This is a genomic window from Citrobacter sp. RHBSTW-00570 (assembly GCF_013739755.1).
Lineage (GTDB): Bacteria > Pseudomonadota > Gammaproteobacteria > Enterobacterales > Enterobacteriaceae > Citrobacter > Citrobacter braakii.
In genome coordinates, this window is record NZ_CP056399.1 from 4873755 (window position 1) to 4890498 (window position 16744).

General features: G+C 51.2%; 16 protein-coding genes. 4 read left to right on the plus strand and 12 right to left on the minus strand.

The window, feature by feature from the left end:
- Nucleotides 1-81: 81 nt before the first annotated feature.
- From HV237_RS23095 to cpxP, 6 genes are all read right to left on the minus strand, one after another.
- Complete coding sequence (locus HV237_RS23095) at nt 82-1386, minus strand: SLC13 family permease (protein WP_181541639.1); 1305 nt, start codon at nt 1384-1386, stop codon at nt 82-84.
- 73 nt (nt 1387-1459) lie between these two features.
- Nucleotides 1460-2209, minus strand: coding sequence for a CDP-diacylglycerol diphosphatase (locus tag HV237_RS23100; protein WP_016155248.1), 750 nt, complete (start codon nt 2207-2209; stop codon nt 1460-1462).
- Nucleotides 2210-2313: 104 nt separating this feature from the next.
- Nucleotides 2314-3303 carry a sulfate/thiosulfate ABC transporter substrate-binding protein Sbp gene (gene sbp, locus HV237_RS23105; protein ID WP_047357764.1) on the minus strand — a complete coding sequence of 330 codons (990 nt, stop codon included), beginning with the start codon at nt 3301-3303 and terminating at the stop codon, nt 2314-2316.
- Nucleotides 3304-3509: 206 nt separating this feature from the next.
- A complete protein-coding gene (gene pfkA, locus HV237_RS23110; protein WP_003028778.1) occupies nt 3510-4472 on the minus strand; it encodes a 6-phosphofructokinase in 963 nt (320 codons plus the stop codon).
- A gap of 185 nt (nt 4473-4657) precedes the next feature.
- On the minus strand, nt 4658-5560 hold the full coding sequence (gene fieF / locus HV237_RS23115; RefSeq protein WP_016155246.1) for a CDF family cation-efflux transporter FieF: 903 nt from the start codon (nt 5558-5560) through the stop codon (nt 4658-4660).
- 147 nt (nt 5561-5707) lie between these two features.
- Complete coding sequence (cpxP, locus tag HV237_RS23120) at nt 5708-6208, minus strand: cell-envelope stress modulator CpxP (protein ID WP_016155211.1); 501 nt, start codon at nt 6206-6208, stop codon at nt 5708-5710.
- A gap of 150 nt (nt 6209-6358) precedes the next feature.
- Between cpxP and cpxR the strand changes: the two genes are divergently transcribed.
- Both cpxR and cpxA read left to right on the plus strand, forming a co-directional pair.
- A complete protein-coding gene (gene cpxR / locus HV237_RS23125) occupies nt 6359-7057 on the plus strand; it encodes an envelope stress response regulator transcription factor CpxR (protein ID WP_006686193.1) in 699 nt (232 codons plus the stop codon).
- The gene (cpxA, locus tag HV237_RS23130; RefSeq protein WP_016155210.1) at nt 7054-8427 is read left to right on the plus strand and encodes an envelope stress sensor histidine kinase CpxA; all 1374 of its coding nucleotides are present in this window, start codon (nt 7054-7056) and stop codon (nt 8425-8427) included. The genes cpxR and cpxA overlap by 4 nt, the downstream gene beginning before the upstream one ends.
- Before the next feature lie 40 nt (nt 8428-8467).
- On the opposite strand, the gene HV237_RS23135 is transcribed toward cpxA, so the two are convergent.
- From HV237_RS23135 to yiiM, 4 genes are all read right to left on the minus strand, one after another.
- Nucleotides 8468-9718 carry an MFS transporter gene (locus HV237_RS23135; RefSeq protein ID WP_029139693.1) on the minus strand — a complete coding sequence of 417 codons (1251 nt, stop codon included), beginning with the start codon at nt 9716-9718 and terminating at the stop codon, nt 8468-8470.
- Nucleotides 9719-9836: 118 nt separating this feature from the next.
- Nucleotides 9837-10793, minus strand: a complete 957-nt coding sequence (locus tag HV237_RS23140) for a TIM barrel protein (protein ID WP_047357765.1) — start codon at nt 10791-10793, stop codon at nt 9837-9839.
- Nucleotides 10794-10801: 8 nt separating this feature from the next.
- Complete coding sequence (locus HV237_RS23145; RefSeq protein ID WP_019077919.1) at nt 10802-11506, minus strand: GntR family transcriptional regulator; 705 nt, start codon at nt 11504-11506, stop codon at nt 10802-10804.
- A 228-nt stretch (nt 11507-11734) separates the two neighbouring features.
- A complete protein-coding gene (yiiM, locus tag HV237_RS23150; protein ID WP_046276211.1) occupies nt 11735-12409 on the minus strand; it encodes a 6-hydroxyaminopurine reductase in 675 nt (224 codons plus the stop codon).
- A 152-nt stretch (nt 12410-12561) separates the two neighbouring features.
- Between yiiM and HV237_RS23155 the strand changes: the two genes are divergently transcribed.
- Complete coding sequence (locus HV237_RS23155; RefSeq protein WP_046276210.1) at nt 12562-13458, plus strand: dihydrodipicolinate synthase family protein; 897 nt, start codon at nt 12562-12564, stop codon at nt 13456-13458.
- A 41-nt stretch (nt 13459-13499) separates the two neighbouring features.
- On the opposite strand, the gene kdgT is transcribed toward HV237_RS23155, so the two are convergent.
- Complete coding sequence (kdgT, locus tag HV237_RS23160) at nt 13500-14483, minus strand: 2-keto-3-deoxygluconate transporter (protein ID WP_016155204.1); 984 nt, start codon at nt 14481-14483, stop codon at nt 13500-13502.
- A 235-nt stretch (nt 14484-14718) separates the two neighbouring features.
- Nucleotides 14719-15339 carry a superoxide dismutase [Mn] gene (gene sodA, locus HV237_RS23165; RefSeq protein WP_016155203.1) on the minus strand — a complete coding sequence of 207 codons (621 nt, stop codon included), beginning with the start codon at nt 15337-15339 and terminating at the stop codon, nt 14719-14721.
- Between the two features lie 289 nt (nt 15340-15628).
- Here sodA and rhaT point away from each other — a divergent pair, with 289 nt between their 5' ends.
- Complete coding sequence (gene rhaT / locus HV237_RS23170) at nt 15629-16663, plus strand: L-rhamnose/proton symporter RhaT (RefSeq protein ID WP_046276208.1); 1035 nt, start codon at nt 15629-15631, stop codon at nt 16661-16663.
- Nucleotides 16664-16744 lie beyond the last annotated feature (81 nt).

Genomic DNA, 16744 nt, shown 5'->3' on the forward strand with positions numbered 1-16744 from the left:
GCTGTTGAGGCGGGTAGCGCTTCGCTGACCCGCCCTCCAAGACTGTAGGCCCGGTAAGCGTTAGCGCTACCGGGCTTTTTTTTACAACTTACCCAACACGCTAAACCACAGATAATCCAGCGGCAGAAGAAGCAGATATGTTGCCGTCGCCAGCGCGATACACAGCAGCATCCCCGCCCTCGCAGGCACTTTCCCAAGCGCCATCGCCACCACAATCGGCGAAGCCTGATACGGCAGTAGCGGTGTGGAATACCCCAATACCTGAATCATAATTACCGACAGCAGCGGGAACCCAGTCGCATCGGCAAAACTTTGCGCCAGAGTGGTATACAGCGCCGGAACGCCGTTCGCCGTCATAATAAAATTGAGTGCGGTGGTAATGCCGGTCAGCGCGAGAAAGCTGGTAAATGGTTTTTCCGCATCCAGCGGCATCACCTGTAACAGCGCCTCGCCCACTGCATTGCCAATGCCGGTCTGGGTAACGGTAATTGCCAACCCCAGAATCCCCGCCACGTAAATGCAGGTCCTGATATTTACCCCGGAGGAAAACTCGTCGCCATTGATAAAACCAACCCGTGGTAGCAGCGTGATAACCGCCGCCGCCAGCCCGGTCCACGCAGGCCCTATACCGTGCCAGCTTTCACTTACCCACAGCAGCAGCACCACTGCTAGCATCCAGGCCAGGCGTTTTTCATCCCGGCTCATTGGTTCCGCTGGCGTGAGATCGCGCGGTGCGTGGGGCTTGCCAGGGAACAGCCAGCAGATAAGCATGATGAGCACCGCGCCTTTAAGCCAGCCCAGAACCGGCGTATGCAGCAGCAAATAGGGAAGATAATTGAGGTGGATGCCGTAAGAGCCTTCCGCCGCGCCGCTCATTACCAGATTGGGCACGTTAGCGGGTAAAATGGTCGCGGAAAGCTGGAACGTCCCAAACCCGACGGCCAGCGCCAGACCATACCAGGCGCGCGTACCCTCGTTAATTCCGGCACGCTTCGCCATTGCGGCAACAATCGGCATCAGCAGCGCAATACGCCCCATATTGGACGGCATCACAAACGCCAGCGCGTAACTGAGCAGCACCACGCTCGCCACCATTAACGGCCAGGAATCGGTCAATCGCGATGACAGCGCTCTCGCCGCCCTGTCCGCCAGCCCCGTTTTGCGAATCGCGATACCCAGCACAAAACCACTAAAGACCAGCCAGAATGCCGAAGACGCAAATCCGCCAAAGATCACATCCGCAGGTGCGATTTTGGCGACCATTGCTACGGCAAAGAACAGCAGCGCCGTTATAAACTCCGGCAGTAGCGACGTCGCCCAGAGCAGGATGGTAATGCCAATCACCAGAGAGGGGATAAACAGAGGGTATGTAAGCCAGAGCGACATGCCTGTCTCCTGTTGTTTTTTTCAACAAGAATACGGGGACAGACATGCGGAGTAAATGCCAGATTAGGTGGGGTTAACGCAGAATATCACATTGATGATCCTGAATTTCCTCAGCGGAGGCGAGATTGAGCGACAACAGATTGCGCTGGGTCGCCAGCAGGACAAAGGACTCATCGCTCTGACGCACCATCGCCAGCGCATAGCTGCCCATGTGCTCACGCGCATCCGGCACCTCTTCTGCCAGCATCATAAACGGGCTGCGTTGCGCCAGTTCATTTTCCGTGACGCGACGCGCCAGATATTCATGACCGCGCAGCCCACCCGGTAATGGCAGCCAACGAGTGCTGATTTTCGCCAGATTGTCATCCAGCTGTTTTCTGACATCGGTTCGCAGGCAGGAGATATGAATATGCAGATGATTTTGCGTACGCCCGCTACGCGAGTTAATAGTCAGCGATACCGCTTTGTCAGGGATTTCCTGACCGTATTTTTGGCTCATAAAGCTGCGCGCCTGCCAGGCCAGCCAGAAAAAGTTCGGCGTACCTGATTTCAGCAGCAGCGGGCTTTCCGTTCCGTTGATGCGCCAGGTCGGCATCAACAGGTATTGCAGTGGGCCGTTACGATCTTTGAACACCACATATCCGGCATCCGGTTTCACTTCGGCGCACGGCGCGGGATCCTGCTGCTGCAACTGGTGCGGCAGGCATTGCTGAAGAACAATCTGGCGTAATGCGTCCGGGTTACCGGTGAATTTCCAGTACCCGATACCTGCAGCAGCGGCGACTACAATCACCGCCAGTAAAAGATAGCCTGCTTTTTTCATTACGCGTTCCCTGTATCTCATTGAAGGGCAAGGGTAACGCAAAACCATGACAAATAAAAAACCCGGTCGCGTTATGCCACCGGGTCGGTAAATCACAGACTTATTTAGCGCTTGCTGATCTGGTCAAACGTACCACCGTTAGAGAAGTGCTCTTTCTGCGCTTTCGTCCAGCCGCCAAACTCTTCGTCGATGGTGAACAGTTTCAGCTTCGGAAATGCATTTTCGTATTTCTTCGCAACGTCTGCATCACGCGGACGATAGTAGTTTTTCGCTGCAATTTCCTGACCTTCCGGAGAATAGAGATATTTCAGGTAGGCTTCCGCCACCGTTTTGGTGTCTTTCTTTTCCACGACTTTGTCGACCACGGAAACGGTCGGTTCCGCGAGGATAGATTCACTCGGCGTCACTATCTCGAATTTGTCTTTGCCTAGCTCGTTTGTCGCCAGCAGGGCCTCGTTTTCCCAGGCGATCAGCACATCACCGATACCGCGTTCAACGAAGGTATTGGTTGAGCCACGCGCACCGGAGTCCAGCACTTCAACATTCTTATACAGGGCCTTCACGAAGTCTTGTGCCTTGGCCTGATCGTTGTTGTTGTGGTGCAAGGCGTAGCCCCATGCCGCCAGATAGTTCCAGCGTGCGCCGCCTGAGCTTTTCGGGTTTGGTGTAATGACCGACACGCCTGGTTTGATCAGATCGTTCCAGTCATGAATTTGTTTGGGGTTGCCTTTGCGGACCAGGAAAACGATGGTGGAGGTGTATGGCGCGGAGTTATCCGGCAGACGCTTAATCCAGTTTTTATCGATACGACCACGTTCAGCAATGGCATCCACATCGTAAGCCAGCGCCAGCGTCACGACATCGGCTTCAATACCGTTAATGACGGAGGTCGCTTGTTTACCCGAACCGCCGTGCGACTGGCGGATCACGACGTTGTCGCCCGTTTCCTGCTTCCAGTGCGCGCTGAAGGCCTTATTGTACTGCTCGTACAGTTCACGCGTTGGATCGTACGATACGTTAAGTAACTGAATATCCTTTGCCATAACGCTGGTCGATGCCAGCAATAATGTTAACCCTACGCCCCATTTGTTCATCGCCCAGCTCTCTTATGTGGTGTTGTGATGAGCAAAGCGTGCCAGAAAGGTATCCAAACATTAAAGAATAAAAAAAGATTTGCTATAACTTGGGGGAATAAATGCGGGGAATGGTGCCGAATGGTGGTTAGCGGCTCATCAGGCCTACAAGTCTTTACAACCTGTAGGCCTGATGCGCTTAGCGCCATCAGGCGCGGAAAAAACAATCAGTACAGTTTTTTCGCGCAGTCCAGCCAGTCACCTTTGAACGGACGCTTCATGTTTTCAATCGCGTCGATGATGTCGTGGTGAACCAGTTGCTCGTTCTGAATACCTACACAGCGACCGCCGTGACCTGCCAACAGCAGTTCAATGGCATATGCGCCCATACGGGACGCCAGGATACGGTCGTAAGGCACCGGAGAACCACCACGCTGGATGTGACCCAGTACGGTTGAGCGCGTTTCACGACCCGTTTCTTTCTCGATGTAATGCGCCAGTTCGTCAACGTCACACATGTGCTCAGTGATCGCCACAATCGCGTGTTTTTTACCTTTCGCGATGCCTGCTTTGATTTCAGCAACCAGATCGTCACGGCTGAATTCCACTTCCGGAACCACCACGAACTCACAGCCACCAGCAATGGCAGCCGCCAGAGTCAGATCGCCACAGTAGCGGCCCATCACTTCAACGATGGAAATACGCTGGTGAGAAGAAGAGGTATCACGCAGACGGTCAATCGCTTCGACTACGGTACCCAGAGCGGTGAAATAACCGATGGTGTAGTCGGTGCCTTTGATATCGTTGTCGATAGTGCCAGGCAGACCGATGCATGGGAAGCCCATTTCAGTCAGGCGTTTTGCCCCCATGTAAGAACCGTCACCACCGATAACAACCAGCGCGTCAATGCCACGCTTTTTCAGGTTTTCGATAGCCACGGCACGCACGTTTTCGTCGCGGAATTCCGGGAAGCGGGCAGAACCGAGGAATGTACCGCCACGGTTGATCATGTCGGACACGCTGTAGCGGTCAAGTTGAACCATACGGTCTTCATACAAACCCAGGTAGCCATCATGGATCCCCATGACTTCCAGCCCTTCCGTCAACGCTGCACGTACAACACCACGGATTGCTGCGTTCATGCCCGGCGCATCACCGCCGCTTGTCAACACACCGATTTTCTTAATCATGACTACCTCTGAACTTTGGAATGCAAAATGAAATCTGCTGCCGGAAGTCGATTCCGCATATCGAAACGATCCAACGAATATGCAGATAGTATAACAATCACTTCCTGCTGAATTGATTCAGGTCAGGCCAAATGGTGGTAATTTATACACAAAATGCTGGCCCGGTTCACTTTTTTTACAACGAATTATAAAAGCTCAAACATCTTGCCTTCCTTGGGTACGACCGAACAGGGATCCTGATGAATGATGACATCCGATCCCGGGAAACGCCGTAAAATTGCCTGCTCTACCTGTTCAGCCACTAAATGCGCCTGAACGAGCGGCAGATTATCTTCCATTTCCAAATGAATCTGAATAAAGCGGGTCGGCCCTGACTGCCGCGTGCGAAGATCGTGAGCGCCGCTGACTCCAGGCCATGACGTCACAATATCAATAATTTCCTGACGTTCTTCATCGGGTAAAGCGCGATCCAGCAAAGACTGTACCGCCTCATAACCCATGCGTAATGCACTATATAAAATATAGATGCCAATCCCGAGCGCAAACAAGGCATCTGCGCGATGCCAGCCGTACCATGCCAGCCCAAGCGCCACGAGAATTGCACCGTTCATCATAACATCAGACTGATAATGAAGCATATCCGCCCTAACGGCCTGACTTTGCGTGCGCTTCACCACCCAGCGCTGAAACGAGACCAGAATGATTGTACACACTAACGCAATGATGGTGACAACCACCCCGACGCCAGGATCTTTCATTGGCGTGGGTTGGATGAGATGCTGAATCCCGGTCAGGAATAAAAACAGCGCCGAACCGGAAATAAACATGCTTTGCGCCAGCGCCGCCAGCGATTCCGCTTTTCCGTGTCCGAACGTATGTTCATCATCGGCCGGTTGCAAAGAATAGCGCACCACCAACAGGTTGGTTAACGACGCGGCGATGTCCACCAAAGAATCCACCAGCGCTGCCAGAATACTGACCGATCCGGTGTACCACCACGCAAAAATCTTGATCAAAAGTAACAGCGATGCCATCACGGTCGCCGCGATAGCCGCCCGGCTAACCAGCCGCCCATAGGTTTGATTCATAAACACTCCTGCCAGGATATGCCGCTAGTATAACGGATGAAGTAAAACAGTCAGGCAATAACCGAGTGACAAATTTTGGGCAAAAAAAACCCCCACATCATGTGGGGGAAGACAGGGATGGTGTCTATGGCAAGGAAAACAGGGGTACTACTGGGAACGTGAGTTGCTACTACTCAATAAATTCAACGATGAGCTTTTTTTCCAGTGCGCTACGTCGCGCAGTTGCTCCATTCGTTGTTCATGTCTCTCATTTAAAACCGCTTGCTGCTCGGGCGTTAACAGGCGATACATCTGGTTGCGAACCTTGGCTATTTCAACCTGGCGGGCAACCTGTTCTTGCGCCATTCTTTCTGCCTGAGCGCGCACAGCGCGTTCATCAAATTTCTCTGCGGTGACAAGGCGATGCATTGTCTCCATTTCGCTAACATTAACAGGAGGCTGTTCGTGTCTTGCCTGCTGCATTAAATCTCGCATCTGTTGACGTTGATGTTCGGTTAAACTGATACCGTCGAACATGTGGCTCTGAACGCTGCGTTGCGCGGAGCCTTCACCCAGGTGCCAGTGATCGCCTGTGACGACTTCAGCTGCATGGCTTAAAGTACTCAGTGCCAGCGTTGAGGCCATGACGGCAGCGGTAACTTTGCCCATCACTTGCTCCCAAAATCTTTTCTGTCGCGATTCAACGAGAGACAGTTTACGATTCGGGCTGCAAACATGCGTCAGGGGGTGTAAAACAACGTAAAGTCATAGATTAGCGACGCCTGATGACGTAATTTCTGCCTCGGAGGTACGTAAACAATGAATAAAATCCTGTTAGTTGATGATGACCGAGAGCTGACTTCCCTGTTAAAGGAGTTGCTCGAAATGGAAGGTTTCGATGTGCTGGTTGCCTATGATGGGGAACAGGCGCTTGAGCTTCTGGATGACAGCATCGATTTACTTTTGCTCGACGTCATGATGCCGAAGAAAAATGGCATTGATACGCTGAAAGCACTTCGTCAGACACACCAGACACCCGTAATCATGCTGACCGCTCGCGGCAGCGAATTGGATCGCGTACTTGGCCTTGAGCTGGGCGCGGACGACTATTTACCCAAACCGTTTAACGACCGTGAACTGGTCGCGCGCATCCGCGCTATTTTGCGTCGCTCACACTGGAGCGAACAGCAGCAGAACAGCGACAACGGTTCGCCGACTCTGGAAGTGGATGCGTTAAGCCTTAATCCGGGTCGCCAGGAAGCCAGCTTTGACGGGCAAACCCTGGAATTAACCGGCACCGAATTCACCCTGCTCTATTTGCTGGCACAGCATCTCGGTCAGGTGGTTTCGCGTGAACACCTGAGCCAGGAAGTGCTGGGCAAACGCCTGACACCTTTCGATCGCGCGATCGACATGCATATCTCGAACCTGCGTCGTAAGCTGCCAGAACGTAAAGACGGACACCCGTGGTTTAAAACCCTGCGCGGTCGCGGCTACCTGATGGTCTCCGCTTCATGATAGGGAGCTTAACCGCGCGCATCTTTGCCATCTTCTGGTTGACGCTGGCACTGGTGTTGATGTTGGTACTGATGTTACCCAAGCTTGATTCACGCCAGATGACCGAGCTACTGGACAGCGAGCAGCGCCAGGGGTTGATGATTGAGCAACACGTTGAAGCTGAACTGGCGAACGATCCACCCAATGATTTAATGTGGTGGCGTCGCTTGTTTCGGGCGATAGACAAGTGGGCGCCCCCAGGACAGCGGTTATTGCTTGTTACGACGGAAGGACGTGTGATCGGCGCAGAACGCAACGAAATGCAGATCATTCGTAACTTTATTGGTCAGGCCGATAACGCCGACCATCCGCAAAAGAAAAAATACGGTCGCGTTGAGATGGTCGGGCCTTTCTCCGTCAGAGACGGCGAAGATAACTACCAGCTGTATCTCATTCGACCTGCCAGCAGCTCACAATCTGACTTTATCAATCTGTTGTTCGACCGACCGCTGTTGTTGCTGATTGTCACCATGTTAGTCAGCTCTCCGCTATTGCTCTGGCTTGCCTGGAGTCTGGCGAAACCGGCGCGTAAGTTGAAAAACGCGGCGGATGAAGTGGCCCAGGGCAACCTGCGTCAGCATCCGGAACTGGAAGCCGGTCCGCAGGAGTTTCTGGCGGCAGGCGCCAGCTTTAACCAGATGGTGACGGCGCTGGAGCGAATGATGACCTCGCAGCAACGCCTGCTGTCGGACATCTCCCACGAGTTGAGAACGCCGTTGACGCGTCTGCAGTTGGGCACCGCGCTGCTGCGCCGTCGTAGCGGTGAAAGCAAAGAGCTGGAGCGTATTGAAACAGAAGCACATCGGCTGGACAGCATGATCAACGACCTGCTGGTGATGTCACGCAATCAGCAGAAAAACGCGCTGGTCAGTGAAACGGTGAAAGCCAATCAGCTGTGGGGCGAAGTGCTGGATAACGCCGCCTTTGAAGCCGAGCAGATGGGTAAATCACTCACGGTGAATTTCCCGCCGGGTCCGTGGCCACTGTACGGCAACCCAAATGCGCTGGAAAGCGCGCTGGAAAACATTGTGCGCAATGCCCTGCGTTATTCACACACGCAGATTGAAGTTGGCTTCGCGGTGGATATCGATGGGATTACCATCACCGTCGACGACGATGGCCCGGGCGTTAGCCCTGAAGACCGAGAACAGATTTTCCGTCCGTTCTATCGTACCGATGAGGCGCGCGATCGCGAGTCTGGCGGAACAGGTCTGGGTCTGGCGATTGTTGAAACCGCAATCCAACAGCATCGTGGCTGGGTGAAAGCCGAAGACAGCCCGCTGGGTGGTTTACGGCTGGTAATTTGGTTGCCGCTGTATAAACGCGCTTAACAGGCTTCCCCGGTAACGTCGTACCGGGGAAGTTCTCACATTATGCTGCCACAGTCGCAGCCGCTAGCTTTTGCTTTTTAATCCGCTTCACCAGAATGGTCGAACAGATAAAGCCCATTAAGCTGAACGCAATCATCACGCTAAAGACATAGTTATAGCCCGTGATGCCGCTATTGGTATCCAGTAAATAGCCGTATAACGTATACGCAAACATGGCGGGCATATAACCGATGATACAGCCAAATGCCATCGCCGAACCGGCATATTCACGCGGGGTACCAATCTCATCCATTGGTGCAAAGAAAATGGCGCGCTGTGAGAAAATAATCGCCCCAAATCCAAGCGTCGCCGCCATACCGATATACACATTCATCGTTTGATGTGGCAACAGCATAAAAACAACCATAGCAGCAGCAGAGATCAGAAACGTCCACTTCAGGTAAACCGTAGGTGATTTAGCAACCTTATCCGCCAGCAGCCCACCAATCGGCCCTCCCACCATTTTCAATGCATACTGGTTGATGATGCCGTACGCGCCGACGAGCGCTACCGGCAGCATGTAGATATCTTTTAAGAATGGGATGAAGTAAGTCAGGCCACAGTACGCGGCGTAAACGAAGAAAATCCCTAAAGAAGCCAGCCAGACGTTAGGGCAGGACAACACATGTTTGATACCCTTTAAGACTTCCATGTTGGCACTGGTTTTCTCGCCGCCTTTCACTTTGTCATCATCGACAATAAAGTAAGTGAGAACGCCCGCAGCCAGCGTAATTAGCGTATAAAACAGCAGTCCAGCCTGCATCCCCGCTTTACCTTCACCAAACTGGACGAAAACAAACAGAGCGCCAGAAGCGACGATAACATCCACCACGCCACGTCCGGCTTCTAAAAAGCCAAACATACGCCCTTGTTCTTCTTGCGTACCTAGCAGACGCACAGCTTTCAATAACACCGGCCAATAAACCACATCGGCAAAGAACGCCATTGCGGCAAAGCAAATAAGATAACCGGTAAATGACGGTAGCGTCGCCAAATATAAACCGCATAGCCCAACGCCGATCAGACCAAATGGTAATAATATTTTCTTGGAGTAACGGTCTGCGATATAGAGCGACAGAAAAAGCCCGGTTGTCTGAACAATCGTATAAACAGTAAAACTTAAACCAATTTGCGTATTGGTTAAACCCCAGTCACTTTGCATTGGCACATAGAAAACGTCTTTCATACTTGAAAGTTTGAATATTGTGCCGCCGCCTAAAATTAAAAAACAGAGCCTTGCCCATTTGTTCATGAACATAATTAAACCCTCATTGCTTGTTGAGAGAAATATTTAAATTAAATCATGCAGTTAATAAATTAAGAGAGTTATTTTCATAACCCTTTTCGCATTTAATAATATTTAAAGAAGTTTATTTATTACTTGTAAACTTGTCGCATAAATCACGGATATACTTTATTTGAGCAAGAGCATGTTCTTTTTCCTGCGCCAGTCGCGCATCAATCATGTTACTGTCGGGCAGCGGCGTATAGCTTGCATCGCGCCATGGGACCCAGGGATTATCACCTTCATCATCAAAACGAAATGCCGGAGCATAATATTCAACTTCCTCTTCCAGACCAAAAGCATTTACTTGCGGTTTATCCTCACCTAAAAGTAATAATGCCTTAAGCATCTCTTCCATTGGTAAGTCACCGTATCCTGAACGACAAGCCTCATGCCCCCAGCCTTTACCTTCTTTAATAATTTTTGCGTCTTTGATATGTACCTGAGTGATTAGAGGGGACATGACCTCTAACGCAGAAAGCGGCTGCTCATTGGCGTTAATCATGTTGCCAAAATCAAATAGAATAGAGAGATTCTTCATTCCACTATTATTAACCAGCGTCACCAGTTCATGGCCTTGCAGATCTTCATGCTGTTCGATAGTAAAGCTTAGTCCGCAATCGTCATACTGAGACAACCACGCAATATCATTGGCAATCTTTGCCATGACATCGTTGAGATGTCCTTCATAGCGCGGGTAGAAACGTACTGAAGTTGCGCCAGTTGCCACAGCAATACGGATCGCATCCGTCAATGTCACCTTGTCCGATGCGCTCGTTTCAATATGTACATCGAGGTTATATTTTTTGGCCTTTTCTTTAAAATCGTGCAACTGCCGATCGTTTAGTTTCTGCAGCGATTGGGACTCACCATCCTCAACATGTATTTTCACTCCCTTTAATTGTTGCTGATGCGCAATATCCAGAAGATCGCCCGGAAGGACTCTCTCATAGCGCATATTCAGATGAAAGGCATAAGCATGTAGGTACAGTGGTATATTTCTCGCACGTTCAGCGAGAAGTTCTTGGTTGCATTTTCCCATTATTTTTCTCATTCATCACGAATAACAAGTTCCACAGATTCAAGTCGCCAGTATTCAAAATCAACCTGAACCACTTTTTTATCTCGGGTAGCCCGATGTTTTTCTACTAAAATTCCATAAGTATTAGGCGCAACGCCCAACTCTTTGCAGGCCACTTCTGGCATATTGACCGGTTTAAAAATCATTTCTTTGATATTTAAAGCATGACCAAACGCATCTTCCCAGACGCTGGCAAAAGACTGATTGCCCAATTTGTTAATGAATCCTGGCGCAACATCAGCATCAATATAGGACTCATGGTAAAACACTTTATGCGAATCAAGACCACACCAACCGGTAACTAAATAGCGATCACCGGAGGAGAGAAAAACATCATCAACATGGTGCGGAACCGTCGCAATCGTTTCTTTGGTTAAATAACCCCAAAAAGGCTTGCGCCCCTGAGCACAGGCTTCAGCATTAAAGCTGGAAAGTGATTTGGGATTATAAATAAATCGCTTCGATGAAATAAACCAACCACTGCGGTTCTTTCGGAAGATACGCGCATCGATCTCAAGCTCAATCAGAACCTGACGTAAAGTCATGCGCTTCGCATCCAGCAACTCACATAACTCTCTCTCCGAAGGCAATTTAGAGCCCGCTGGCAAATTATTCTCGTTTAACCAGCTTTCAAAGCGCTCTCTAAGCACATCAACATTGTTTTTCTTTTTCATCTTGCCCATCTGGTTTAAACCAATTTAAAGCTAAGATATTTGAGTGCAGGAAATACTCAAGTTTTTTTTCAACGCAGAGTTTCTTTTTGTGGGCCAGGTATCAAGAATGGACTGAAAACATGGCGTGACGGGCAGGTTTTTTTACCCGCCTTAGTATGCAGAGATAAGAACCACGAGAGAGGCAAATCAGGTGTTACCACCTGATTTAATTGCATGGTCAGAATGGCTTTATTTTCCCCACAAACGGCGGGAATTGTCTTCGATCTTGCCGCTTAAACGACGCTTTTGCATCGTTCGGGTCCAGCTTTTCGATAACCCGGCAGCCGAGAGTAAACGGTGATATTGTGAGTCATCAAACGGCATATGCCAGGCAATGGCAATCGCCTCCCGCACGCTGACGTCGCTGACGCGTGAAGCCAGGATCAACGGCGCGTCCGCCGACACCTGGCCTGGAGCGATGACGCTGCACAACCAGCCCGTCTTGCCTGCATCCTGCATCTGGCTAGCCATATCGCTGATGCCAAAATGGAAATTCAGCTTAAAGCACGGCGAGCGCGGCTGCGTGACCTGAATCAGCGCATCTCCCCACTGGAAAATGTCGCCAATGAATACATTCTCTTCCGTTAGCCCCTGAGTAGAGAGATTCTCGCCAAACGCGGGCGCGACAAAGCGCTCTGCCTGCTCCGGAAACTCTTGTCTCCAGTGCTGATAGTGTTCACGCGGATAGTGGCACAGCGCGCGATCCGGCCCACCGTGAATTTTCGTTTCCGCCTGTTCATCACCCGTCAGCCCCAGTTCGGTCAGCGTCAGCTCGCCGTCAACCTGGACCTTAGCAATCGCGCTGGGACGGCTTCCCGTGTAGTCCCGAACCTTGCCTGTAAAAACATCGACCGGATATCGCATCTGTTCCCTCTCCCGATAAATTTCCCCCATTACACCACATTTATTTTACCCCAGTCGCTCAAAATGAGAGCACGGTTCACATGAAACTTAGGGACACATGCTATCAATGTAATCTGGTTTTGAAACATCATTTCAAATAAGGAGTCAACAACGTGACTGGTCAATCGCAATTTGCTGGCGTCTGGTGTCCTTCCATTACGCCAATGGATAATGACGGCAAGATCGATCTTAACGGTCTGAGCCAGCATCTCAAACGCCTTACCGAGGCCAAAATCGACGTGATTTTGCTGATGGGTAGCATCGGGGAATTTGCCTCCTTTACGCTCGAAGAAAAGCTGCTACTGATCCGCGAGGCCCGCGCCATGAGCTCGCTGAAGATGGTCGCCAACGTCTCATCCACCTGCCAGAATGATGTGCTGTTGATGGCGCAGGAAGCGTATCGCGCCGATTACGATGCCGTGATGATCCTGCCGCCTTACTACTACGGGCAAACGGCAAAACAGCTGCTGAGCTACTTCCGTCAGTTGGGGCAGAAGCTCAGCGGTAAATGGTTTGCCTATAACTTTCCGGCGCGCACTGGCTGCGATTTAACGCCTGAACTGGTTGCCACCCTCGCCGCCGAGTTCCCCAACTTCGCAGGCATTAAAGATACCGTCGACTGCCAGTCCCATACTCGCAGTATGATCCAGACCACCCGCGCCGTACGGGAGGATTTTGCCGTGTTGTCCGGCTATGACGAATACTACATTCCTAACCTGCTGGCAGGCGGCGCGGGGGTGATTTCAGGATTAAACAACGTCATGCCTGAACTGTTTGTCAGAGCACGGGAAGCATTTAAACAGGGCGACCTGACAGCACTTCGCGACATTCAGGACCAGATTGGCACCTACATGTCCATCTACGCCATCGGCGAAGATTTCGTCACCACCATCAAAACCGTGGTATCGCGTAAGTTTGGCTATTGCACCGGCGTGTCACGAAATGCCGGCGGAGAGCTGAACGAGGGTGAGTGTCGGACCATCGATGAGGTATTTGTCGTCAAAGCGTAAATCGTTAAGCCGGATGGAACAGACCATCCGGCAAAAGAGGCTTACTTCACGGCGCTACGAATATCAATTTCCGCCGCCCTGGCTTTAACTCTTTTCGACCAGATGGAAGTGATAATCGGCACCAGAATGGAGGTCACAATCACCGACGTGGCGACAAGGGAAGTTGCTGCCGGTGCCATCGGTTTAAATGCCGGAACCATTTCAGCAATCAGCACTGGCGTAGCGACCGCCGCACCAGCTGAGCTGGAGGCCGCAATCCCCGCTGTGCCATCGCCGCCGCCAATCAGTTTATCGGCGATAATCAATGGAATACCGGTAATGATAATTACCGCCACGCCCAGCAAAATACCCAGTACACCGGTCTGCGCAATCACGCTCAAATCAATGGTGTTACCAAGCGCGAAGGCAAAGAAAGGAATCAATGTCTGCACCGCTTTGCTGAAGAACTCCCGCAGCTCAGGGTCCAGATTTCCCAGCGCAAAGCCAATCAGGAACGGTAATACGGCCCCCACAAACACGTGTGGTTCAAACGAAGCGATCCCGGCGGTTCCCAGAATCACCATAGTCATCAGCGGGCCAGACTCCAGCGACATCAGGACAAACGCCCCGGCCTCTTCTTTGGTGCCGTACTGCTGCATAATCGAGGCATACAGCCCGCCGTTGGTCATATCCATGGCGGCCACCAGCGCCAGCGTAGACAAGCCGGCGAAGAAACCAACTTCTACACCATGTTCCGGCAGAATACGTGAAGCAATCGCCGCGACCACCCACGCTACCAGGATCTTGGTTATGACCAGCGTGCCTGATTTACGCAGCACGGTACCGGTGGCGCTTAGCTTGATCGACGCCCCCATACAAAAGAACCAGACCGCCAGAATAGGCACCGTACCGGTGATCATACCGTTGGTAAAGGAGCCGAAGTATTTCCCGGCGCCGGGGGAAAAGGTGTGACACAACGCGCCCAAAAAAAGCGGCACCAGCATCATGCCGCCTGGGATTTTCTCTATCGTTCGTTTGATCTGCATTTCCATCACCTGTAGACATAAAAATGGGGCAATTTTTATGGGCGATTGCATCTTGCTTATGAGATGCGCCCGTCTTGATGAAACGAAGATAGACATTCATAGAGACTATAAAAGTGATCCCACTCGCATAATAAAACCTTGTTTCAATTTAAGTGGATCATTGTTTTTATATTGATTTTGATCACAAAAAAACCCCCACAAGCATCGCTTGCAGGGGCTTACTAAAGCGTAGAACTTATTTTTTCGCTGCGAAACGCGCGGCAGCTTCGTCCCAGTTCACCACGTTCCAGAACTCTTTGATATAGTCCGGGCGACGGTTCTGGAATTTCAGGTAGTAAGCGTGTTCCCAAACGTCCAGGCCCACGATCGGGAAGCCGGAAGCGCCAGAGATAGCTTCACCCATCAGCGGGGAATCCTGGTTAGCAGTGGAAACAACAGCCAGTTTGTCACCTTTCAGAACCAGCCACGCCCAGCCGGAACCAAAACGGGTTGCCGCAGCTTTTTCAAATTCAGCTTTGAAGTTGTCCACGGAGCCGAAGTCACGTTCGATAGCCGCTTTCAGGTCGCCCTGCAGCGTAGTACCGGTTTTCAGACCTTTCCAGAACAGGCTGTGGTTAGCGTGGCCGCCCGCGTTGTTACGCAGTACGGTTTTCTTGTCTGCTGGCAGTTGATCCAGTTTGGTGATCAGCTCTTCAACAGGCAGGCTCGCGAATTCAGGTAAGCTTTCCAGCGCAGCGTTAGCGTTGTTTACGTAAGCCTGGTGGTGTTTGGTATGGTGGATTTCCATCGTCTGCTTATCGAAGTGCGGTTCAAGGGCATCATAAGCGTACGGCAGGGATGGCAGTGTATAACTCATAATCATCTCCAGTATTGTCGGGCGGCCAGTGTTAACGCCGCGTAAGCAGTTGGGTCATTATAGTTAATTAAATGATATTGAAAATGATTATCAATGCCGTACTTTTTACAAGGTTTTGATGACTCAAGTCCATTGCTAAAGATGTGAGCCGAATCACCCACTTAACGTGATGATTGCCAACATGCGCCAAATGGCGGCAATCGTTAAAAGGTTAACTACCTGCATAATTTTTAAACTCGTTTGGTCGGAGGGGTAATTACCGACGATAAAAAATAACGAGGATTAAGTCATGAGTAACGCGATTACGATGGGTATCTTTTGGCATTTGATAGGCGCAGCCAGTGCCGCCTGTTTCTATGCCCCGTTCAAGCAAGTCAAACATTGGTCATGGGAAACGATGTGGTCGGTTGGCGGGATCGTCTCCTGGCTTATCCTCCCATGGACCATCAGCGCCATGTTACTTCCCGATTTCTGGGCCTACTTCAGCTCCTTTAGCCTCTCCACGCTGGCGCCGGTGTTTCTGTTCGGTGCGATGTGGGGGATTGGTAATATCAACTATGGCCTGACCATGCGCTATCTCGGTATGTCGATGGGCATCGGCATTGCGATTGGTATTACGCTGATTGTCGGCACGCTGATGACCCCGATTATTAACGGCAACTTTGATGTACTGATCAACACCTCTGGCGGACGCATGACGCTGCTTGGCGTGCTGGTCGCGCTGATTGGCGTGGGCATTGTTACCCGTGCGGGTCAGTTAAAAGAACGCAAAATGGGCATCAAAGCGGAAGAGTTCAATCTGAAAAAAGGGCTGGTTCTGGCGGTCATGTGCGGCATTTTCTCTGCCGGGATGTCATTTGCGATGAACGCTGCTAAACCAATGCACGATGCCGCCGCCGCGTTGGGCGTTGATCCGCTGTATGTCGCCCTGCCAAGCTATGTGGTTATCATGGGCGGTGGCGCGCTAGTCAACCTGGGTTTCTGCTTCATTCGTCTGGCAAAAGTGAAAAACTTGTCGATAAAAGCTGACTTCTCGTTAGCCAAACAGCTAATTATCACCAACGTGCTGCTCTCCGCACTTGGTGGCTTGATGTGGTATCTGCAATTCTTCTTCTACGCCTGGGGCCACGCTCGTATTCCGGCACAGTATGACTATGTAAGCTGGATGCTGCACATGAGCTTCTATGTTCTGTGCGGCGGAATTGTCGGACTGGTATTGAAAGAGTGGAAAAACGCGGGTCGCCGTCCGGTCAGCGTGCTAAGTCTTGGCTGCGTAGTGATCATTGTCGCGGCAAACATTGTTGGTCTGGGAATGGCCAGCTAATCATGTTGGGTACTGAGATGACGCCACTGGCTCGGCGTCATCTATCCACCAGTTCCCATAATTAGTAAATAATCCCTCACA

Bases quoted from the DNA above. Each gene is read 5' to 3' on its own strand.
- HV237_RS23095 (WP_181541639.1), bottom strand. From the start codon at position 1,386: ATGTCGCTCTGGCTTACATACCCTCTGTTTATCCCCTCTCTGGTGATT.
- HV237_RS23100 (WP_016155248.1), bottom strand. From the start codon at position 2,209: ATGAAAAAAGCAGGCTATCTTTTACTGGCGGTGATTGTAGTCGCCGCT.
- sbp (WP_047357764.1), bottom strand. From the start codon at position 3,303: ATGAACAAATGGGGCGTAGGGTTAACATTATTGCTGGCATCGACCAGC.
- pfkA (WP_003028778.1), bottom strand. From the start codon at position 4,472: ATGATTAAGAAAATCGGTGTGTTGACAAGCGGCGGTGATGCGCCGGGC.
- fieF (WP_016155246.1), bottom strand. From the start codon at position 5,560: ATGAATCAAACCTATGGGCGGCTGGTTAGCCGGGCGGCTATCGCGGCG.
- cpxP (WP_016155211.1), bottom strand. From the start codon at position 6,208: ATGGGCAAAGTTACCGCTGCCGTCATGGCCTCAACGCTGGCACTGAGT.
- cpxR (WP_006686193.1), top strand. From the start codon at position 6,359: ATGAATAAAATCCTGTTAGTTGATGATGACCGAGAGCTGACTTCCCTG.
- cpxA (WP_016155210.1), top strand. From the start codon at position 7,054: ATGATAGGGAGCTTAACCGCGCGCATCTTTGCCATCTTCTGGTTGACG.
- HV237_RS23135 (WP_029139693.1), bottom strand. From the start codon at position 9,718: ATGAACAAATGGGCAAGGCTCTGTTTTTTAATTTTAGGCGGCGGCACA.
- HV237_RS23140 (WP_047357765.1), bottom strand. From the start codon at position 10,793: ATGGGAAAATGCAACCAAGAACTTCTCGCTGAACGTGCGAGAAATATA.
- HV237_RS23145 (WP_019077919.1), bottom strand. From the start codon at position 11,506: ATGAAAAAGAAAAACAATGTTGATGTGCTTAGAGAGCGCTTTGAAAGC.
- yiiM (WP_046276211.1), bottom strand. From the start codon at position 12,409: ATGCGATATCCGGTCGATGTTTTTACAGGCAAGGTTCGGGACTACACG.
- kdgT (WP_016155204.1), bottom strand. From the start codon at position 14,483: ATGCAGATCAAACGAACGATAGAGAAAATCCCAGGCGGCATGATGCTG.
- sodA (WP_016155203.1), bottom strand. From the start codon at position 15,339: ATGAGTTATACACTGCCATCCCTGCCGTACGCTTATGATGCCCTTGAA.
- rhaT (WP_046276208.1), top strand. From the start codon at position 15,629: ATGAGTAACGCGATTACGATGGGTATCTTTTGGCATTTGATAGGCGCA.